17 protein-coding genes are annotated in these 19,651 nt (G+C 67.9%); 14 read left to right on the top strand and 3 right to left on the bottom strand.

Annotation, left to right across the window (positions count from 1 at the left end; translation table 11 throughout):
* Positions 1 to 37 precede the first annotated feature (37 nt).
* The 8 genes from BY998_RS03700 to BY998_RS03665 all read left to right on the top strand — a co-directional run bounded on the left by BY998_RS03700 (position 38) and on the right by BY998_RS03665 (position 10,777).
* Complete coding sequence (locus tag BY998_RS03700) at positions 38 to 1,246, top strand: aminotransferase class V-fold PLP-dependent enzyme (protein ID WP_110350287.1); 1,209 nt, start codon at positions 38 to 40, stop codon at positions 1,244 to 1,246.
* A gap of 176 nt (positions 1,247 to 1,422) precedes the next feature.
* The gene (locus BY998_RS03695) at positions 1,423 to 2,367 is read left to right on the top strand and encodes a D-2-hydroxyacid dehydrogenase (RefSeq protein ID WP_110350286.1); all 945 of its coding nucleotides are present in this window, start codon (positions 1,423 to 1,425) and stop codon (positions 2,365 to 2,367) included.
* A gap of 149 nt (positions 2,368 to 2,516) precedes the next feature.
* A complete protein-coding gene (locus BY998_RS03690; RefSeq protein ID WP_110350285.1) occupies positions 2,517 to 3,383 on the top strand; it encodes an NADP-dependent methylenetetrahydromethanopterin/methylenetetrahydrofolate dehydrogenase in 867 nt (288 codons plus the stop codon).
* A gap of 106 nt (positions 3,384 to 3,489) precedes the next feature.
* Positions 3,490 to 4,116 carry a methenyltetrahydrofolate cyclohydrolase gene (fchA, locus tag BY998_RS03685; protein ID WP_110350284.1) on the top strand — a complete coding sequence of 209 codons (627 nt, stop codon included), beginning with the start codon at positions 3,490 to 3,492 and terminating at the stop codon, positions 4,114 to 4,116.
* 448 nt (positions 4,117 to 4,564) lie between these two features.
* A complete protein-coding gene (locus BY998_RS03680; RefSeq protein WP_110350283.1) occupies positions 4,565 to 5,737 on the top strand; it encodes a malate--CoA ligase subunit beta in 1,173 nt (390 codons plus the stop codon).
* 22 nt (positions 5,738 to 5,759) lie between these two features.
* Complete coding sequence (sucD, locus tag BY998_RS03675; RefSeq protein ID WP_110350282.1) at positions 5,760 to 6,650, top strand: succinate--CoA ligase subunit alpha; 891 nt, start codon at positions 5,760 to 5,762, stop codon at positions 6,648 to 6,650.
* 199 nt (positions 6,651 to 6,849) lie between these two features.
* Positions 6,850 to 9,618 carry a phosphoenolpyruvate carboxylase gene (locus tag BY998_RS03670; protein WP_110350281.1) on the top strand — a complete coding sequence of 923 codons (2,769 nt, stop codon included), beginning with the start codon at positions 6,850 to 6,852 and terminating at the stop codon, positions 9,616 to 9,618.
* Positions 9,619 to 9,802: 184 nt separating this feature from the next.
* Positions 9,803 to 10,777: a CoA ester lyase gene (locus BY998_RS03665; RefSeq protein WP_003597628.1), complete on the top strand. Its 975-nt coding sequence runs from the start codon at positions 9,803 to 9,805 to the stop codon at positions 10,775 to 10,777.
* Between the two features lie 136 nt (positions 10,778 to 10,913).
* Here the strand turns inward: BY998_RS03665 and BY998_RS03660 are convergent, their stop codons facing one another.
* Positions 10,914 to 11,300, bottom strand: coding sequence for a RidA family protein (locus BY998_RS03660; RefSeq protein ID WP_110350280.1), 387 nt, complete (start codon positions 11,298 to 11,300; stop codon positions 10,914 to 10,916).
* 140 nt (positions 11,301 to 11,440) lie between these two features.
* Positions 11,441 to 12,550 carry an NADH:flavin oxidoreductase gene (locus tag BY998_RS03655; protein WP_110350279.1) on the bottom strand — a complete coding sequence of 370 codons (1,110 nt, stop codon included), beginning with the start codon at positions 12,548 to 12,550 and terminating at the stop codon, positions 11,441 to 11,443.
* Between the two features lie 150 nt (positions 12,551 to 12,700).
* Here BY998_RS03655 and BY998_RS03650 point away from each other — a divergent pair, with 150 nt between their 5' ends.
* The gene (locus BY998_RS03650) at positions 12,701 to 13,603 is read left to right on the top strand and encodes a LysR family transcriptional regulator (RefSeq protein ID WP_245421470.1); all 903 of its coding nucleotides are present in this window, start codon (positions 12,701 to 12,703) and stop codon (positions 13,601 to 13,603) included.
* Positions 13,604 to 13,720: 117 nt separating this feature from the next.
* Positions 13,721 to 14,596 carry a dienelactone hydrolase family protein gene (locus tag BY998_RS03645; protein WP_110350277.1) on the top strand — a complete coding sequence of 292 codons (876 nt, stop codon included), beginning with the start codon at positions 13,721 to 13,723 and terminating at the stop codon, positions 14,594 to 14,596.
* Between the two features lie 7 nt (positions 14,597 to 14,603).
* On the opposite strand, the gene BY998_RS03640 is transcribed toward BY998_RS03645, so the two are convergent.
* Positions 14,604 to 14,981 (bottom strand): 4a-hydroxytetrahydrobiopterin dehydratase, encoded by a 378-nt coding sequence (locus tag BY998_RS03640; protein ID WP_110350622.1) that lies wholly within the window; start codon positions 14,979 to 14,981, stop codon positions 14,604 to 14,606.
* Positions 14,982 to 15,187: 206 nt separating this feature from the next.
* Between BY998_RS03640 and BY998_RS03635 the strand changes: the two genes are divergently transcribed.
* The 4 genes from BY998_RS03635 to xoxF1 form a co-directional block, all read left to right on the top strand.
* Entirely contained in the window at positions 15,188 to 16,183 is a 996-nt protein-coding gene (locus BY998_RS03635; RefSeq protein WP_110350276.1) for an ABC transporter substrate-binding protein, read from the top strand.
* 42 nt (positions 16,184 to 16,225) lie between these two features.
* Positions 16,226 to 16,960 carry an ABC transporter permease subunit gene (locus tag BY998_RS03630; protein ID WP_110350275.1) on the top strand — a complete coding sequence of 245 codons (735 nt, stop codon included), beginning with the start codon at positions 16,226 to 16,228 and terminating at the stop codon, positions 16,958 to 16,960.
* Positions 16,941 to 17,714, top strand: coding sequence for an ATP-binding cassette domain-containing protein (locus tag BY998_RS03625; protein ID WP_110350274.1), 774 nt, complete (start codon positions 16,941 to 16,943; stop codon positions 17,712 to 17,714). The genes BY998_RS03630 and BY998_RS03625 overlap by 20 nt, the downstream gene beginning before the upstream one ends.
* A gap of 690 nt (positions 17,715 to 18,404) precedes the next feature.
* The coding region (gene xoxF1, locus BY998_RS03620) for a lanthanide-dependent methanol dehydrogenase XoxF1 (RefSeq protein ID WP_110350621.1) at positions 18,405 to 19,651 on the top strand (1,247 nt) is incomplete at its 3' end.

The following is a 19,651-nucleotide window of genomic DNA, read 5'->3' as shown; positions in this document are numbered from 1 at the left end:
CCCGGACGCCCAAGGCTTTTAAGTGGAGGAAATTGTCATGGCGGCAACGAGACGTCCGGGACGCAACCACCTGTTCGTTCCCGGCCCGACCAACATCCCGGATCGGGTGATGCGCGCCATGATGGTGCAGTCCGAGGATCACCGCTCGGTCGACTTCCCGTCCCTGACCAAGCCCCTGTTCGAGGACACCAAGCGGGTGTTCGGCTCGACCGAGGGGACGATCTTCCTGTTCCCGGCCTCCGGCACGGGTATCTGGGAATCGGCGCTGACCAACACGCTCGCCCGTGGCGACAAGGTGCTGACCTCGCGCTACGGCCAGTTCAGCCACCTCTGGATCGACATGGCCCAGCGCCTCGGCCTGGACGTAATCGTCCAGGAGGAGGAGTGGGGCACCGGCGCCAAGCCCGAGAAGATCGAGGAGGCCCTGCGCGCCGACAAGAACCATGAGATCAAGGCCGTCATGGTGGTCCATAACGAGACCGCGACCGGCGTGACCTCCAACATCGGCGCCGTGCGCAAGGCGATCGACGCCGCCGGCCACCCGGCCATGCTCTTCGTCGACGGCGTGTCCTCGATCGGCTCGCTGCCGTTCTACGCCGACGAGTGGAAGGTCGACTGCGCCATCGCCGGCTCCCAGAAGGGCCTGATGCTGCCCGCCGGCCTCGGCGTGATCTGCGTCAGCCAGAAGGCGCTCAAGGCCGCCGAGGGTCAGTCCGGCCGCAACGACCGGCTCGCCCGCGTCTACTTCGACTGGGAAGACCACAAGAAGCAGAATCCGGCCGGCTACTTCCCCTACACCCCGCCGCTGCCGCTGCTCTACGGCCTGCGCGAGGCGCTCGCCTGCCTGTTCGAGGAAGGCCTGGAGAACGTCTATCACCGCCACGCGGTGCTCGGCGAGGCGACCCGCCAGGCCGTCGCGGCCTGGGGCCTGAAGACCTGCGCCAAGTCGCCGGAGTGGAACTCCGACACCGTCACCGCCATCCTGGCGCCCGAGGGTGTGGACGCGGCCAAGATCATCAAGCACGCCTATGTGCGCTACAACCTCGCGCTCGGCGCCGGTCTCTCGCAGGTCGCCGGCAAGGTGTTCCGCATCGGCCATGTCGGCGACCTGAACGAGCTGTCCCTGCTCGGCGCGATCGCCGGTGCCGAGATGTCGCTGCTCGACAACGGCGTGAAGGTGACGCCGGGCTCGGGCGTGGCCGCGGCCTCCAGCTACCTGCGCGAGAACCCCCTCGCCAAGGCCTGATCGTCGGGCCTGATTTTTGGTGAGCGGCGCCGGTTCCAACGGCGCCGCTTCCGCTAAGGTGAGAAAGGCGCCCCGCGGACGGTCCGGCTTGCCGGCCCCTTTGCGGGAGACGCTTCGAGACAGTGAGGAAACGGGGCCGGCGTTACGCCCGCCGGTCGATCCGGAAGGGGTCCAGAATGACAAAGAAAGTCGTCTTCCTCGATCGCGAGTCGCTCGACGCGACCGTGCGCGAATTCAACTTCCCGCACGAGTACAAGGAATACGAGTCGACCTGGACGCCGGAAGAGATCGTCGAGCGCCTTCAAGGCGCCGAGATCGCGCTGATCAACAAGGTGCCGATGCGCGCCGACACGCTGAAGCAGCTTCCCGACCTGAAGCTGATCGCGGTGGCCGCCACGGGCACGGACGTCGTCGACAAGGCCGCCGCCAAGGCGCAGGGCATCACGGTCGTCAACATCCGCAACTACGCCTTCAACACCGTGCCCGAGCACGTGGTGGGCCTGATGTTCGCCCTGCGCCGGGCGATCGTGCCCTACGCCAACTCGGTGCGCCGGGGTGATTGGAACAAGTCGAAGCAGTTCTGCTACTTCGACTACCCAATCTACGACATCGCCGGCTCGACGCTCGGCATCATCGGCTACGGGGCACTCGGCAAATCGATCGCCAAGCGGGCCGAGGCGCTGGGCATGAAGGTGCTGGCCTTCGACGTGTTCCCGCAGGACGGGCTCGTGGATCTCGAGACCATCCTGACCCAGTCCGACGTAATCACCTTGCACGTGCCGCTGACCCCCGACACCAAGAACATGATCGGGGCCGAGCAGCTCAAGAAGATGAAGCGGTCCGCGATCCTCATCAATACGGCCCGCGGCGGGCTGGTGGACGAGGCGGCGCTGCTCCAGGCGCTCAAGGACGGCACCATCGGCGGCGCCGGCTTCGACGTGGTGGCCCAGGAGCCCCCGAAGGATGGCAACATCCTGTGCGAGGCCGATCTGCCGAATCTGATCGTCACCCCGCACGTCGCCTGGGCGAGCAAGGAGGCGATGCAGATCCTCGCCGACCAGCTCGTGGACAATGTCGAGGCCTTCGTGGCGGGCAAGCCGCAGAACGTCGTCGAGGCGTAGGAGACGCGCCGGCCTCGGAACGGGGCCGCGTCACGAAAAGATTCTCAGGGGCGAGGACGACCGGGACCCGACGGCCCCGGACCCATCCTCCATGCAGACGCGCCGCGTGATCCGTCACCGCGGTCCATGAACAACCGGCCAGAGGAACCATGTCCAAGAAGCTGCTCTTCCAGTTCGACACCGATCCCACGCCGAGCGTCTTCGACGTCGTCGTCGGCTACGACGGCGGTGCCGACCACATCACCGGCTACGGCAACGTCACGCCCGACAACGTCGGCGCCTATGTCGACGGCACGATCTACACCCGCGGCGGCAAGGAGAAGCAGTCGACGGCGATCTTCGTCGGCGGCGGCGACATGGCGGCCGGCGAGCGGGTGTTCGCGGCGGTGAAGAAGCGCTTCTTCGGCCCGTTCCGCGTGTCCTGCATGCTGGATTCGAACGGCTCCAACACCACCGCCGCGGCGGGCGTGGCGCTCGTCGTCAAGGCGGCGGGCGGCTCGGTCAAGGGCAAGAAGGCCGTGGTGCTCGCCGGCACCGGCCCGGTCGGCATGCGCTCGGCGGCGCTGCTCGCCGGCGAGGGCGCCGAGGTCGTGCTGTGCGGGCGCAAGCTCGACAAGGCCCAGGCCGCGGCCGATTCCGTGAACAAGCGCTTCAAGGTGAACGTCACCGCGGCCGAGACCGCGGACGACGCGTCGCGCGCCGAGGCCGTGAAGGGCGCTCATCTCGTCTTCACCGCCGGTGCCATCGGCCTCGAACTGCTGCCACAGGCAGTTTGGCAGAACGAGAGTTCGATCGAGATCGTGGCCGATTACAACGCCCAGCCGCCGCTCGGCATTGGCGGGATCGATGCGACCGACAAGGGCAAGGAATACGGTGGAAAGCGCGCCTTCGGTGCGCTCGGCATCGGCGGCCTGAAGCTCAAGCTGCACCGCGCCTGCATCGCCAAGCTGTTCGAATCGAGCGAAGGCGTCTTCGACGCCGAGGAGATCTACAAGCTGGCCAAGGAAATGGCCTGACGGCTCACGGCCCCAAGGGGTCACGGCACAGGGTCACGGCTCAATGGGCGGCGCCGGCCTTCGGCGTCGCCTCGGCGAATCAACAAGAACTGACAGGGGAGAACCCATGGCCGGCAACGAGACGATCGAAACATTCCTCGACGGTCTGGCGAGCTCGGCTCCGACCCCCGGCGGCGGCGGTGCCGCCGCGATCTCCGGCGCCATGGGCGCCGCCCTCGTGTCGATGGTGTGCAACCTCACCATCGGCAAGAAGAAGTACGTCGAGGTCGAGGCCGACCTGAAGCAGGTACTGGAGAAGTCGGAAGGCCTGCGCCGGACGCTCACCGGCATGATCGCCGACGACGTGGAAGCCTTCGACGCCGTCATGGGAGCCTACGGCCTTCCCAAGGGCACCGATGAGGAGAAGGCCGCGCGAGCGGAAAAAATTCAGGAGGCGCTCAAGACCGCGACCGACGTGCCGCTCGCCTGCTGCCGCGTCTGCCGCGAGGTGATCGATCTGGCCGAGATCGCCGCCGAGAAGGGCAATCTCAACGTGATCTCCGATGCGGGTGTCGCCGTGCTCTCGGCCTATGCCGGCCTGCGCTCGGCCGCGCTGAACGTCTACGTCAACGCCAAGGGCCTCGACGACCGTGCCTTCGCCGAGGAGCGGCTGAAGGAGCTGGAGACGCTGCTCGCCGAGGCGGGTGCGCTCAACGAGCGGATCTACGAGACCGTGAAGGCCAAGGTGAACTGAAGCTGGGGCGGGTCGCGCCCCCGGCCGTCATCGCGAGCGGATGCGAAGTGATCCAGGGGCGCGACGCGTCCGGATGCTGCGGAGCCCGATATTAGCGTCGGCTCCGTCTCGCCAGGGTGGGAGCAAATGACCTCCAACCCTGAACCGCATCCTGCGGTACCGCGAAGCCGCCTCGAAGGACGCTCCCGTTCCCGCGCGATCCCTGGAGAATCCTTCGAGGCCGACGCTGGGCGCCGGCACCTCAGGATGAGGGCGGGCGTGGGATCCGCATCGCGGTGATCCGTTCCCGCGCCGCGAATCCCCACTTTAGAAGCCCGCTAAGTCTCTGACGGGCAAGCAAACTAAAGCACTGCAAAAGAAAAAATTGAGAGCTGACCCGCTTCCCGAAAAGTAATTTTTCCGCGAAGGTCGGCCCAACAAAAACGACGGAAACGCGAAGGAGGTCTCGATGGACGTTCACGAGTACCAAGCCAAGGAGCTGCTCGCGAGCTTCGGGGTCGCCGTCCCGAAGGGCGCCGTAGCCTTCAGCCCGGATCAAGCGGTCTATGCCGCGACCGAGCTGGGCGGCTCGTTCTGGGCGGTGAAGGCCCAGATCCATGCCGGCGCCCGCGGCAAGGCCGGCGGGATCAAGCTCTGCCGCACCTACAACGAGGTGCGCGACGCCGCCCGTGACCTGCTGGGAAAACGCCTCGTCACCCTCCAGACCGGACCGGACGGCAAGCCGGTCCAGCGCGTCTACGTCGAGACCGCCGACCCGTTCGAGCGCGAACTCTATCTCGGCTACGTCCTCGACCGGAAGGCCGAGCGGGTACGGGTCATCGCCAGCCAGCGCGGCGGCATGGACATCGAGGAGATCGCCGCCAAGGAGCCGGAGGCGCTGATCCAGGTGGTGGTCGAGCCGGCCGTCGGCCTGCAGCAGTTCCAGGCCCGCGAGATCGCGTTCCAATTGGGCCTCAACATCAAGCAGGTCTCGGCCGCGGTGAAGACCATCATGAACGCCTACCGGGCGTTCCGTGACTGCGACGGCACCATGCTGGAGATCAACCCGCTCGTCGTCACCAAGGACGACCGGGTTCTGGCGCTCGACGCCAAGATGTCCTTCGACGACAACGCCCTGTTCCGTCGCCGCAACATCGCGGACATGCACGACCCGTCGCAGGGCGATCCCCGCGAAGCCCAGGCTGCCGAGCACAACCTCAGCTACATCGGCCTCGAGGGCGAGATCGGCTGCATCGTCAACGGCGCGGGTCTGGCCATGGCGACCATGGACATGATCAAGCATGCGGGCGGCGAGCCGGCAAACTTCCTGGATGTGGGCGGCGGCGCCAGCCCGGACCGCGTCGCCACGGCGTTCCGCCTCGTCCTCTCGGACCGCAACGTGAAGGCGATCCTCGTCAACATCTTCGCCGGCATCAATCGCTGCGACTGGGTCGCGGAGGGCGTGGTGAAGGCCGCGCGCGAGGTGAAGATCGACGTGCCGCTCGTCGTACGGCTCGCCGGCACGAACGTCGATGAAGGCAAGAAGATCCTCGCCGAGAGCGGGCTCGACCTTATCACCGCCGACACCCTCACGGAAGCCGCGCGCAAGGCCGTCGAAGCCTGCCACGGCGCCAAGCACTGACGAACGGGGGAGGAATCACGCCATGAGCATTCTCATCGACGAGAAGACCCCGATCCTCGTCCAGGGCATCACGGGCGACAAGGGCACCTTCCACGCCAAGGAAATGATCGCCTACGGCTCGAACGTCGTCGGCGGCGTCACACCGGGCAAGGGCGGCAAGACCCATTGCGGCGTGCCGGTGTTCAACACCGTCAAGGAGGCCGTGGCCGCCACCGGCGCCACCACCTCGATCACCTTCGTGGCGCCCCCCTTCGCGGCGGACGCGATCATGGAGGCGGCCGATGCCGGCCTCAAGCTGGTCTGCTCGATCACCGACGGCATTCCTGCTCAGGACATGATGCGGGTGAAGCGCTACCTCCGGCGCTATCCCAAGGAGAAGCGCACCATGGTGGTGGGCCCGAACTGCGCGGGCATCATCTCGCCCGGCAAGTCGATGCTCGGCATCATGCCCGGCCACATCTACCTGCCCGGTAAGGTCGGCGTGATCTCGCGCTCGGGGACGCTGGGCTACGAGGCCGCCGCGCAGATGAAGGAACTCGGCATCGGCATCTCGACCTCCGTCGGCATCGGCGGCGATCCGATCAACGGCTCCTCCTTCCTCGACCATCTCGCCCTGTTCGAGCAGGACCCGGAGACGGAGGCCGTGCTGATGATCGGCGAGATCGGCGGTCCGCAGGAGGCCGAGGCCTCGGCCTGGATCAAGGAGAACTTTTCCAAGCCCGTGATCGGCTTCGTGGCGGGCCTCACCGCCCCCAAGGGCCGCCGCATGGGGCATGCCGGCGCGATCATCTCGGCGACCGGCGACAGCGCCGCGGAGAAGGCCGAGATCATGCGCTCCTACGGCCTGACCGTGGCGCCCGATCCGGGCTCCTTCGGCAGCACCGTGGCCGACGTGCTCGCCCGCGCGGCGTAATCGCGCGGTCCCCTCTTCCGAGCGGGGAGGGGGCTTCGGGGTGGTGCGAACAGCACCGCCTCACCTGACTTGAACGACCCGCCCCTCCTCGCTTCAGGCCTCGCGCTCAGGAGGAGGGGCCTCGTGGATCGGAGTGATCCACCGTCCCGCAGGCCTGCCCACGGGAGTCCGGAAAAAGAACCTCGCCAGGGGGGATTCCATGACCAAGACGCTGCACGCCCGGCCGTCAGCCGCGACCGACTCGACCTTCGCGCCGCCGGTCATCACCGGCACGGCCACCGAGGACGCCCTCGACATCCTGTTCCACGCTCTGCTCGACGTGGCGCGCCGCCACGATCCCGAGCTGGAAGACGTGCTGCACGGGCGCGCCGACATCTCCTCCTTCACGCCGGAGATGCTGGCCCGTGCGCTGCAGGTGCAGGGCATCTGGTTCCAGCTCGTCTCGATCGCCGAGCAGAACGCGGCCATGCGCCGCCGCCGCCACGTCGAGCGCGACCAGGGCCGCGAGGCGCTGAACGGCTCCTTCGCCAAGGTGCTGGCGGAAGCCTCCGCCCGGGGCATCGGCCCGCAGCAGATCCACGCGCTGCTGAAAGACCTGCGCATCCGCCCGACGATCACCGCGCACCCGACCGAGGGCAAGCGCGTCACCGTGCTGGAGAAGCTGCGCCGCATCTACCTCGTGCTGCGCGAGCTGGAGCTGCCGCGCTGGACCGAGCGCGAGCGCAACGGTCTGATGAACGAGCTGCGCGACCAGATCGAGCTGATCTGGATGACGGGCGAGCTGCATCTGGAGAAGGCCACCGTCGAGCGCGAGGTCGCCTGGGGCCTGCACTTCTTCGACGAGACCCTGTTCGAGATGCTGCCCGAGGTGATGGTCTCACTCGAGGAGAGCCTCGCCCAGTACTATCCCGACGAGACTTTCGAGGTGCCGCCCTTCTTCCAGTTCGGAAGCTGGATCGGCGGCGACCGCGACGGCAATCCCTACGTCACCGCCAGCGTCACCCGCGAGACGCTCCAGCGCAACGCGCTGGCGAGCTTGCGCCGCTACCGCGACGGCATCACCCATCTCGGCCGGGTGCTCTCGATCACCGAGCGCTCGCTGCCGGTGCCCGAGACCTTCCGCAGCGAACTCGCGCACATGCTGGCCGAATCCGGCGATGCGCGGGCGATCGCCAACCGCAATCCCGGCGAGGCCTACCGGCAGTTCCTCTCCTGCGTGCTGCGCAAGCTCGAGGCGACGATCGCCCGCAACAAGGGCGCCCGCTCGGTCGGGCCCGACTATCCGAGCGCGGATGGTCTCATCAACGACCTGCGGACGCTCGAGAAGGGGCTCGCCGACGCCAAGTGCGGCGCGCTGGCCACCGATATCGTGCGACCCGTGCGCCGGATGGTCGAGATCTTCCGCTTCTCCACCGTGCGGCTGGATCTCCGCGAGAACTCGACCCGCACCACCAAGACGCTGCACGCCCTGTGGAAACTGCGCAACGGCGACCGCGAGCCGCCGGAGCTGGATTCGCCGGCCTGGAAGGACTGGCTGCTCACCGAACTCGCCCGGCCGCGCGCGCCCGAAGCCTCGTTCGAGGATTTCGCCGACCGCCTGCCCGACGACGCCCGTGAGACGCTGGCCACCTTCGCCCTGGTGGGCGAGATGCGCGACACCCTCGACCGCGAGGCCTTCGGCGCCTTCATCCTGTCGATGACGCGCTCCACCGTCGACGTGCTCGGCGCCTACTTGCTCGCCAAGGAAGCCGGCATCTTCCTCGACGCCACCGGCACCGAGATCTGCCCGCTGCCGATCGTGCCGCTGTTCGAGACCATCGACGACCTGCGCGCCGCGCCCACCATCATGAAGGAATTGCTCGGCATCCCGGTCGTGCGCCGCTCCACCCGCTGGCAGGGCGGGGTGCAGGAGGTGATGATCGGCTATTCCGATTCCAACAAGGACGGCGGCTTCATCGCCTCGAACTGGGAGCTCTACAAGGCGCAGGTCCGGCTCACCGTGCTCGGCAAGCATGTCGGGGTGCCGATCGCCTTCTTCCACGGCCGCGGCGGCTCGGTCAGCCGCGGCGGCGTGCCGACCCATCGCGGCATCGCCGCCCAGCCGCCGGGCTCGATCAACGGGCGCTTCCGCATCACCGAGCAGGGCGAGGTCGTCTCGTTCAAATACGCCAACCGCGGCACCGCCGCCTACCAGATGGAGCTGCTCGCGGCCTCGGTCTTCGAGCACGCCCTGCTCTCGGAGGGGAACGGCAACGGCTCGCGCGCCGAACTCGACGACGCGCTGGAGGCGCTCTCGGGCGCCTCGCGGGCGGCCTACGTCAACCTGCTCCAGGCCGACGGGCTGGTCGATTACTTCCAGGCGGCGAGCCCGCTCGACGAGATCTCGCTGCTCAACATCGGCTCGCGGCCCGCGCGCCGCTTCGGCGCCAAGTCGCTCTCGGATCTGCGCGCGATCCCCTGGGTGTTCGCGTGGTCGCAGAACCGGCACGTCGTCACCGGCTGGTACGGCGTCGGATCGGGCCTGAAAAGCTTCATCGACGTGCGCGGCGAGCAGGGCGAAGCCCTCCTCCGGCGCATGTTCCGGGATTGCCGGGTCTTCCGCCTCGTCCTCGACGAGGTCGAGAAGACGCTGATGATGGTCGATCTGGAGATCGCCCGCGACTATGCCGGCCTCGTCGAGGACGAGGGCATCCGCGCCCGCATCTTCGGCATGATCGAGCAGGAATATGCCCTGACCCGGGAGATGGTGCTGCGGGTTTCCGGCGACGGCGAACTCGCCCAGCGCTTCCCGCAATTCCGCGAGCGCCTGCAGGGGCGCCTGCCGACCATCAACCAAGTCAGCCGAGAGCAGGTCGAGCTGCTGCGCCGCTACCGCAGCGAATCCGACGAGGACAAGCGCGAGGCGGTGAAGTCCGCGCTGCTGCTCTCGATCAACTGCATCGCCGTCGGCTTCGGCGCGACTGGATAATGCATACAATCTCGGCGAGGTGTTCCGGGACCGGCTGGACGGCCGGCCCGGGCGCGCGAGATAGAACATCGTCTCGAAAGACCGTCGCCGGCTTTCGGAAAAGGACGATGCTTTCGAAGCGCGGCACGCGACATCGCGTGACCGCGCTCACGACAAGACGGTCTCACAGAACGGAGGACTCCCGATGAGCTTCACCCTGATCCAGCAGGCCACCCCGCGCCTGCACCGCTCGGAACTCGCCGTTCCCGGCTCCAACCCGACCTTCATGGAGAAGTCGGCCGCCTCGAAGGCCGACGTGATCTTCCTCGACCTTGAGGACGCGGTCGCCCCCGACGACAAGGAGCAGGCCCGCAAGAACATCATCCAGGCGCTCAACGACCTGGATTGGGGCAACAAGACCATGATGATCCGCATCAACGGTCTCGACACCCACTACATGTACCGCGACGTGGTGGACATCGTGGAGGCGTGTCCGCGCCTCGACATGATCCTGATCCCGAAGGTCGGCGTGCCGGCCGACGTCTACGCCATCGACGTGCTGACGACTCAGATCGAGCAGGCCAAGAAGCGCGAGAAGAAGATCGGCTTCGAGGTGCTGATCGAGACCGCGCTCGGCATGGCCAATGTCGAGGCGATCGCGACCTCCTCCAAGCGCCTTGAGGCGATGTCCTTCGGTGTCGCCGACTACGCCGCCTCCACCCGCGCCCGCTCCACCGTGATCGGCGGCGTCAACGCCGATTACAGCGTGCTCACCGACAAGGACGAGGCCGGCAACCGCCAGACGCACTGGCAGGACCCGTGGCTGTTCGCCCAGAACCGCATGCTGGTCGCCTGCCGCGCCTACGGCCTGCGCCCGATCGACGGTCCCTTCGGCGACTTCTCCGATCCGGACGGCTACACCTCGGCCGCTCGCCGCTGCGCCGCGCTCGGCTTCGAGGGCAAGTGGGCGATCCACCCCTCGCAGATCGATCTCGCCAACGAGGTGTTCACCCCCTCCGAAGCCGAGGTCACCAAGGCCCGCCGCATCCTGGAAGCGATGGAAGAGGCCGCCAAGGCCGGCCGCGGCGCCGTCTCGCTCGACGGCCGCCTCATCGACATCGCCTCGATCCGCATGGCCGAGGCGCTGATCCAGAAGGCCGACGCGATGGGCGGGAAGTGATCTCGTTCCGCAAATAGAACGGAGGATGGCCGGGTTCGCCCGGCCATTTTCATTTGGCCCATCGCCTCAGAGCCGACCGCCGCTGTCGCATGGCGGCTCGTTCGATGGGGAGAGCCGGATCAGCGCCCCGCCCGCATCACGCCGCCCGCACGGCCGCGATCGCTTCGACCTCGATCATCGCCGCCGGATCGTAGAGCGCCTTCACCTCCGCGATCGTGTCGGCAGGGTAGGGAGCCGAGAAGAACCTGCGGCGCAGTTCGACCACATCCGGGAAGTGACCCATGTCGGTCACGAAGATCGTCACCTTGATGACGTCCTTCAGGCTCGACCCGCCGGCCTCCAGGGCGCGGCGCAGGTTGGCGAAGGCTTGTTCGCCCTGGGCCCGGAAACCGCCCGCGACGATCCTGCCATCGTCGCCCGCGCCCGCCTGGCCGGAGATGAAGAGCAGGTTGCCGTAGCGGATGCCCTGCGAGAGCAGGAAGGGCGCGTAGTTGTCGGGTTCGGTGACCACTTGTTCCAGCATCGTCCTGATCCTTCCTGGTTTCGGATGGCATTCGATCCGCCGCCCGCGGGCTCGCGCTTCGGAGTGCCTCACGAAACTCCCGGTCTCTGACCGTTCTCGTTCTGGCGATGACCGCGCAGCGGGAGTTTTGTCAGAGACATTCAGGCGGCCAGCTCGCTCGGCTTGATGTTGGCGATCGGCCCGAGGAGGGCAGGATCGAACGCGGCCACGTCCCGCGCGGTGCGGATGCGGTCGGGGAAATTCGGATTGGCGAGCGCGCCCTTGCCGAGGGCCACCAGGTCGGCCCCGGCGTTCAAGACCTCCCGCGCCCGCGCCCGCGCCGGGTCGTGGAGGCCGCCATTCGCGATCAGGCGCACCTTCGGCGCGAATCGCCGCGCGAGGCCGACGAGGCTGTCGGAGCCGTCCTCGAAGGCGGGCTTCCACGCTTCGTGCTCGGTGACGTGGATGGCGTCGACGCCGGCATCCGCGAGCGAACCGAAGATGGCCTCGGCGTCCCGCTCGCCCCCTGCCCATCTGTGGGCGAAGTCGTTGACCTTGCCCTGCGAGATCCGGACGCCGACCGGCACCTGCCCGCCGACCTTCGCCCGCACGGCGCCGACCACCGCCAGCAGGAACGCGACGCGCCGGGACGCATCGCCGCCCCAGCGGTCGGTGCGCCGGTTGCTGTACTCCGTCAGGAACTGGTCGATGAGGTAGCCGTTCGCGCCGTGAATCTCGACGCCGTCGAAACCGGCTTCGCTGACGGCCCGGCCGGCCGCGTCGGCGAAACCTTGCACGGCGTCGGCGATGGCCTCCTCCGTCATGGCGCGCGGCGTCGGATAGGCGCCCTGCCCGTAGTAGAACGCCATCTGCTGACCCCGGGGCTGAACCGCCGAGGGGCCGAGGGTGCCGTCGCGGAAGCGGTTGCCCTGGCTGATCGCGCCCGCATGCATCACCTGCGCGACGATGCGCGCTCCGTGGCGGTGGGCGGCCTCCACGACCGGGCGCCACGCGTGCGCCTGCGCCGTGTCGGTGAGGCCGGGCTGATGCCGGTAGCCCTGAGCGAACGCCCGGTCGGTGTAGAGGCCTTCCGTGATCAGGAGTCCGAAGCCGCCGCGGGCGAAGCGCTCGTAGTAGCGCGCCATCTCCGCCGTCGCGGTCCCATCCTCGGTCGCGCTCACCCGGGTCATCGGCGCGACCGCGAAGCGGTTGCGCAACGGAACGCCGTTTATATCGATGGGCGTGAAGAGGCTGTCGTGGCTCGTGCTCATCTCGGACTCCGCCTCAGCGCTCACCGATCGGTCCAGGGAGACGGGAGATCCGCCCGCCTGATGGGTTCGAATGACACCGAGGTAGCGGCCGCGCTCGCGGCGCGGTAGCGGGGCTGGACGATAAGGATCTTATCGCTGAATGATATGGCGATGGACCTGTCCGACGTCGCCCTGTTCTGCTCGATCGTCACGACCGGCAGTCTGTCGGCCGCCGGGCGGCTGTCGGGACACTCGCCGATGGCGGTCAGCCGCCGCCTCGCCGCGCTGGAGGCGGAACTCGGCGTCCGCCTCCTGCATCGCACGACCCGAGCGGTCGCCCTGACCACGGACGGCGAGACCTTCCTCCCGTTCGCGAGAGCGATGCTCGAAGCGCGGGAGGCGGCGGCGGCGGCGTTCGTCGAGCGCCACGAAGGCTTGAGCGGCGTCCTGCGCGTCACGGCTCCCAACCGGATCGGGCGGGCGCTCGTCGTGCCGCTCGCGGTTCGCTTGATGGCCGAGAACCCGTTGCTGCAGGTGGATCTGACCTTCAGCGACAGCATCGTGGACATCGTCGCCTCGGGGATCGACGTCGCGTTGCGCGTGGCCACCCTGCAGACATCGGACCTCGTCGCCGTCCGGTTGGCCGACAACCCGCGCATCCTCTGCGCCGCTCCGAGCTACCTGGCCGCCCGCGGAAGCCCGCTGCGGCTCGCTGACATCGATGATCACGCTTGCCTGACGCTGCACGCGATGGATGCGTGGCCGTTCGGCCGAGACGGGCGGCCCTTCACCAAGCGGGTCGCCGGTCGTCTGGCGGCCAACAGCGTCGACGCCGTGCGCGAAGCCTGCCTCGCCGGTGCCGGCCTCGCCCTGCTGACCTATTGGGACGTGTCTCAGGACCTTGCCGACGGGACCCTGGTCGCACTGGACCTGACCGACACCGAGCCCGAACTGCTGGCGATCTGGGCCATCCTCCCGACGCGGCAGCACCTTCCGGCACGGGTGCGCCACTTCCTCGATGCGCTGAAGGCGGAGTTGAGCGCCGCCCCGGCCATCTCCACCGAGCATGCCTAGCCGGATGCCCAGTGAAAGCGAGGAACGCCGCGTGCCGCCGTCGCCATTCGCCGATGCGCCGCTACTTCCGTCGCCGGGCCTCGGCCCGCTCGATGTTCTCACCCCGGAGTGGCGTGCATGACCGCGTTCGATGCCGACCTGCGGAGCCTCGCGGCTCAGACGACCCTCTCACGGCGCACCGTGATCGCCACGAGTCTCGCCACGGGCTTCGCGCTCGCCGTGCAGCCCGTCGCGGCCCAGACCACCATCACCACGGACACGAACGGCCTGATCGCCGGCGAAGTGAAGATTCCGACGCAGGACGGCGAGATCCCGGCCTACCGGGCCATGCCCGCCGAGGGCAGTCCCTTTCCCACGATCCTGGTCGTGCAGGAAATCTTCGGTGTCCACGAGCACATCAAGGACGTGTGCCGCCGTCTGGCCAAGCTCGGCTACTTCGCCTTGGCGCCCGAACTCTACGCCCGGCAGGGCGACGTCTCGACGTTGACCAACATCCAGCAGATCGTGAGCGAGGTCGTCTCCAAGGTGCCCGACGCCCAGGTCATGAGCGATCTCGACGCGGCCGTCGCCTTCGGCAAGGGCACGGGCAAGGCCGACACGGCCCGTCTCGGGATCACCGGCTTCTGCTGGGGCGGACGCATCACTTGGCTCTACGCCGCGCACAATCCGGGCGTGAAGGCGGGCGTGGCGTGGTACGGGCGGCTCGTGGGCGACAGCTCGGCCCTGACGCCGAAGCACCCGGTCGATGTCGCCGCCGACCTCAAGGCGCCGGTGCTCGGCCTCTACGGCGGGGCCGATCAGGGTATTCCGCTGGCCACGATCGACCGGATGAAGGAGGCCTGCCGGGGCGCCGGCAAGACCTGCGATTTCGTCGTCTATCCGGAGGCGCCGCACGCCTTCCATGCCGACTATCGTCCGAGCTACCGCGCGGAGCCGGCTCAGGACGGCTGGAAGCGGCTGCAGGATTGGTTCCGGCAGCACGGCGTCGCCTGAGCCCGCTTCACTTATCGTACTTGATGTAGGCGAAGCGCGGATCGGTCGGCGTCCCCTCCAGGGCGCCGCCCTCCGCGCCCGGCTGCCAGCCCACGACCTCCTCGATCTTCTTTGCCAGCAAAAAATCCTTCTCTGTGATGCCTTTGGCGGCATGATTCATCAGCCGGACCTCGACCCAGGCGTAGGAGGCGGTGAGATCGGGATGGTGCCACGCGGCTTCGGCCAGATGGCCCACCGTGTTGATGACCATCAGCGTGCTCTTCCACGAGGCTGTCTTGTAGGTCCGCCGGATCCAGCCGTCCTCCAGCCGCCAAGCGGGCAACTCCTCCTTGAGCCGCCGCTCGACCGTCGCGTCGTCGAGGACGCTCTCGCGTGCTTGAGTCATCGTCACCTCCCGTTGCGTGGGCCGAAACCTGCTTCGGGACCGGCGGCGGCGCAAGCACGGAGTGGGGCGGGCACGGGCCCGTGTGTCGCAGTGGAGGTGCCGTCGGCGGCGGTGGACGGGGCCGGAGCGATTCCCTATTAAAAATTTCAACAGAAACGCCGGCCTTCGCAGAAGACGGACGGTCTCGGAAGATTGAGGGAACGCCCATGCTGTCACGGCGCGCCGTGCTCGCGACCGCGGCGCTGTCGCTCGCGGCGGCTCTGCCGACGGTCCGTCCGGCCCGGGCCGCGGGCGAGACCTTCCGGCTCGGCGTCCTGCCCTTCGGTACCGCCTCCTGGGAGGCCGCGATCATCAAGGAGCGGCGCCTCGACGAGGCCAACGGCTTCACCCTGGAACCCGTCAAGCTCGCCGGCAACGACGCTGCGCGTATCGCCTTCCTCGGGGGGCAGGTCGACGCCATCGTCGGCGACCTGATCTTCGCTGCCCGCCTCGGCAACGAGGGGCGGGGCGTGCGCTTCTCGCCCTACTCCACCATGGAGGGGGCGCTGATGGTGCCCGCCGACAGCCCGATCAAGGATCTGAAGGGGCTTGCGGGCAAGCGTGTCGGCGTCGCAGGCGGCGCGCTCGACAAGAACTGGATCCTGTTGCAGGCCCAGGCCCGGGAGACCGCCGGGCTCGAACTCGCTTCCGCCGCGCAGATCGCCTACGGCGCGCCGCCGCTTCTGGCGCAGAAGCTCGAGACCGGCGAACTCGACGCATCCCTCCTCTACTGGCAGTTCTGCGCCCGCCTCGAAGCCAAGGGCTTCAAGCGGCTGATCTCGGCCGACGACGTGATGCGCGCCTTCGGCGCCCGCGGGCCCGTCTCGCTGATCGGCTATCTCTACGACGGGCGCATCGTTGCGGATCGGGGTGAGGTGGTGCGGGGCTTTGCCCGGGCGTCGGCCGCCGCCAAGGACGCCCTCGCGAACGAGCCTCAGCTCTGGGAGAGCGTGCGCCCCCTGATGGCGGCGGACGACGAGGCGACCTTCACCGCGCTCAAGCGCGACTTCCTTGCCGGCATCCCGCGCCGGGCGATCGCCGCCGAGCGCGCCGACGGCGAGCGCGTCTATGCCGCGCTGGTCCGGTTCGGCGGCGAGAAGCTGCTCGGACCCGGCCGGAGCCTGCCGACCGACCTCTATCTCGACGCCTCGGGCAACGGGTGAGCACCGGCCGCGTGATGCCGGTCCCGGCGGTCTGACGCGCGCATGGCCCTGCTCGCACGTCTCCTCTCGCTCGTCGTCCTGCTCGCCCTGTGGCAGGCGGTGTCCGTCTACGCGGATGTGCGCACCCTGCCGCCGCCGAGTGCGGTACTCGCCTTCATCCTACGCGAGGCGGAGAGCGGCAGCCTGCTCTTCAATGTCGGCGTGACGCTCGCGCGGGTGGCGGTCTCCTTCGTGATCGCCATGAGCCTCGGCGTCCTGCTCGGCATCGCGCTCGGCCGCTCGCGCCTCGCCGACCGGCTCCTCGACACGCCGCTCCTCGTCGTCCTCAACACGCCCGCCCTCGTCATCACGGTGCTGGCCTATGTCTGGCTCGGGCTCACCGAGACCGCGGCCATCATCGCCGTGGCCTTGAACAAGCTGCCCAACGTCGCCGTCATCATGCGCGAGGGTGCCCGCGGCCTCGATCCGGGCCTGGAGGAGATGGCGCAGACCTATCGCTTCGACCGGCGCACCTGGATCGCGCACGTGCTGCTGCCGCAGCTCCAGCCCTTCATGGTGGCGGCGGCGCGCTCCGGCATCTCGCTGGCCTGGAAGATCGTGCTCGTGGTGGAGTTGCTCGGGCGGCCCAACGGCGTGGGCTTCGCCATCAACTACTACTTCACCCTCTTCGACGTCACGGCGGTGATCGGCTACAGCCTCGTCTTCATGAGCGTGATGCTCACCCTCGACGCCCTCGTCCTCCAGCCTCTCGACGCGCATGTCCGCCGCTGGCGCTGAGCCCGCAACCGGCGCTGAGGCCGCCGCCGCGCCGCTGCTCACGGTGCGCGTGGACCGCAAGGTCTACCGCCGGGCGCGCACGGAGGCCGTGGAGGCGGTGCGCGGCCTCGCCTTCTCGCTCCGGCGCCGAGAGATCACCTGCCTGATCGGCCCCTCGGGCGCCGGCAAGACCACGACCCTGCGCATCCTGCTCGGCCTCGACCGCGACTTCGAGGGCGCGGTGACGCCGGACCCGGGCGAGGCGGGCGTGGCGATGGTGTTTCAGGACCCGCGGCTGCTGCCCTGGCGCACCATCGAGCAGAACGTGCGCCTCGGCCTGCCCCGCGCCGGCCGAGCCCGCGATCTCGACGCGCTGTTCGAATCCCTCGGCCTGACGCCCTGGCGCGCGCGCTATCCCGGGGCGCTCTCGCTCGGCATGCAGCGCCGGGTGGCGCTCGCCCGGGCGATGGCCCTGGGGCCACGCATCCTCGTGCTCGACGAACCCTTCGTCTCCCTGGACGACGCCGCCGCCGCCTCCCTGCGCGCTCTGGTCGTCGGCGCGGTGGAGCGCTCCGGCACCAGCGTGCTGATGGTCACGCACAACGTGGGCGAGGCCATCGAGATCGCCGACCGGCTCCTCCTAGTCTCTCCCCGACCCGCGCACCTGCTGGCGGAGATCCCCCTCGACCGGGCACGGAGCGAGCGGGACCGCGCCTGGACCGAGGCGACGCGCCACGATCTGGCGGGCCGGTTCCCCGATATCGTCGCACGATAGAATTGCGCCCGATGCGGCCCGCTTTCGCGCCGCGATCCTGCCCAAAGCTGGGTCCCGGCAATTTCCTGCCGATCCCAGCGTCCCTCAGCCGCTTCTTAAGGACGATTCGGTCGGACGATTGCAAAAAATTCCCGGTTCTCCCCACGCCGTTTCAGGCCGGCGGCCCACGACCGGACATGGCCGAGAGAGCTAAGCTTCTTCGCGGCGCAGCAAGCGTTGTTGAAGCCGATCGCGGATTGAGCCGCTCATCAGCTGCCCACCGCGCATGAAGCTGGAGCGTTGAGGCGAGTCGCATGCGGCCAGCGCATTCGATCGCGTCGCTGTGATCAAGTTATTCACCAAGCATAGCTCTATGCTGTGCGCTGCATATCTCTTTGTGCGATGCAGCAAGACGGTCATAGCCGACAAATTTGCTGCAAAAGGACAGTCGGACTGCGACATTCCACCCGCGAATGCGAGTTGACGGCGCCCAAAATTTTCTTAGAGTTCGTTCAAGCTTCGGTTCGAGGGGGCCGCTCGGGGATGCGGAACCAGCCGCGTAAGCTGCCGAAAGAACGGGATTTTCTCGGATCCAAGGTGGTAAGTCGCGAGCTGCCGAAGCGAATATCATCCCTGTCGCAAACAGCAGGTCAATCAACGGCGGGTGGCGGGCTGCCATCCGGCCGCGGGTAAGATCTGTCGGAGGAATCCATGAGAGCGGTACATCTTCTCGCCCTCGGTGCGGGTCTCGCTGCTGCGAGCCCGGCCCTGGCCAACGAAAGCGTCATGAAGGGCATCGCCAACCCGGCGGAGCAGGTGCTTCAGACGGTCGACTACGCCAACACCCGCTATTCCAAGCTCGACCAGATCAACGCCAACAACGTCAAGAACCTCCAGGTCGCCTGGACCTTCTCGACCGGCGTGCTGCGCGGCCACGAGGGCTCCCCGCTCGTCGTCGGCAACATCATGTACGTCCACACCCCCTTCCCGAACATCGTCTACGCGCTTGATCTCGACCAGGGCGCCAAGATCGTCTGGAAGTACGAGCCCAAGCAGGATCCGTCCGTGATCCCGGTGATGTGCTGTGACACGGTCAACCGTGGTCTGGCCTATGCCGACGGCGCGATCCTCCTGCACCAGGCCGACACCACGCTCGTCTCGCTCGACGCCAAGTCCGGCAAGGTGAACTGGTCCGTCAAGAACGGCGACCCGTCCAAGGGTGAGACCAACACCGCCACCGTTCTCCCGGTGAAGGACAAGGTCATCGTCGGCATCTCCGGCGGCGAGTTCGGCGTGAACTGCCACGTCACCGCCTACGACCTGAAGTCGGGCAAGAAGGTGTGGCGCGGCCACTCCCAGGGCCCCGACGCCGACATGATCATGGACCCCGAGAAGACGACCCATCTCGGCAAGCCGGTGGGCAAGGACTCCTCGCTGAAGACCTGGGAAGGCGATCAGTGGAAGACCGGCGGCGGCTGCACCTGGGGCTGGTTCTCCTACGATCCCAAGCTCGACCTCTTCTACTACGGCTCGGGCAACCCCTCGACCTGGAACCCCAAGCAGCGTCCGGGCGACAACAAGTGGTCCATGACGGTTTGGGCGCGTAACCCGGACACCGGCATGGCCAAGTGGGTCTACCAGATGACCCCGCACGACGAGTGGGACTACGACGGCATCAACGAGATGATCCTCACGGATCAGAAGATCGACGGCAAGGAGCGCCCGCTCCTGACGCACTTCGACCGTAACGGCTTCGGCTACACGCTCGATCGCGCCACCGGCGAACTGCTCGTCGCCGAGAAGTTCGATCCGGTCGTGAACTGGGCCACCAAGGTCGACATGGACAAGGGTTCCAAGACCTACGGCCGTCCGCTGGTCGTGTCGAAGTACTCGACCGAGCAGAACGGCGAGGACGTGAACTCGAAGGGCATCTGCCCGGCGGCTCTGGGTACCAAAGA

This window comes from Methylobacterium sp. B4, from assembly GCF_003201865.1.
Lineage (GTDB): Bacteria > Pseudomonadota > Alphaproteobacteria > Rhizobiales > Beijerinckiaceae > Methylobacterium.
The sequence above is the reverse complement of the archived record's forward strand: the minus strand, read 5'-3'. Positions and strand labels throughout refer to the sequence as shown.

Coding starts and splice junctions, on each gene's coding strand:
- BY998_RS03655 (WP_110350279.1), bottom strand. CDS start 12,550: ATGAGCACGAGCCACGACAGCCTCTTCACGCCCATCGATATAAACGGC.
- BY998_RS03660 (WP_110350280.1), bottom strand. CDS start 11,300: ATGCTGGAACAAGTGGTCACCGAACCCGACAACTACGCGCCCTTCCTG.
- BY998_RS03690 (WP_110350285.1), top strand. CDS start 2,517: ATGTCCAAGAAGCTGCTCTTCCAGTTCGACACCGATCCCACGCCGAGC.
- BY998_RS03630 (WP_110350275.1), top strand. CDS start 16,226: ATGGCCCTGCTCGCACGTCTCCTCTCGCTCGTCGTCCTGCTCGCCCTG.
- BY998_RS03680 (WP_110350283.1), top strand. CDS start 4,565: ATGGACGTTCACGAGTACCAAGCCAAGGAGCTGCTCGCGAGCTTCGGG.
- BY998_RS03670 (WP_110350281.1), top strand. CDS start 6,850: ATGACCAAGACGCTGCACGCCCGGCCGTCAGCCGCGACCGACTCGACC.
- BY998_RS03695 (WP_110350286.1), top strand. CDS start 1,423: ATGACAAAGAAAGTCGTCTTCCTCGATCGCGAGTCGCTCGACGCGACC.
- BY998_RS03640 (WP_110350622.1), bottom strand. CDS start 14,981: ATGACTCAAGCACGCGAGAGCGTCCTCGACGACGCGACGGTCGAGCGG.
- sucD (WP_110350282.1), top strand. CDS start 5,760: ATGAGCATTCTCATCGACGAGAAGACCCCGATCCTCGTCCAGGGCATC.
- BY998_RS03665 (WP_003597628.1), top strand. CDS start 9,803: ATGAGCTTCACCCTGATCCAGCAGGCCACCCCGCGCCTGCACCGCTCG.
- fchA (WP_110350284.1), top strand. CDS start 3,490: ATGGCCGGCAACGAGACGATCGAAACATTCCTCGACGGTCTGGCGAGC.
- BY998_RS03645 (WP_110350277.1), top strand. CDS start 13,721: ATGACCGCGTTCGATGCCGACCTGCGGAGCCTCGCGGCTCAGACGACC.
- BY998_RS03650 (WP_245421470.1), top strand. CDS start 12,701: ATGGACCTGTCCGACGTCGCCCTGTTCTGCTCGATCGTCACGACCGGC.
- BY998_RS03635 (WP_110350276.1), top strand. CDS start 15,188: ATGCTGTCACGGCGCGCCGTGCTCGCGACCGCGGCGCTGTCGCTCGCG.
- BY998_RS03625 (WP_110350274.1), top strand. CDS start 16,941: ATGTCCGCCGCTGGCGCTGAGCCCGCAACCGGCGCTGAGGCCGCCGCC.
- BY998_RS03700 (WP_110350287.1), top strand. CDS start 38: ATGGCGGCAACGAGACGTCCGGGACGCAACCACCTGTTCGTTCCCGGC.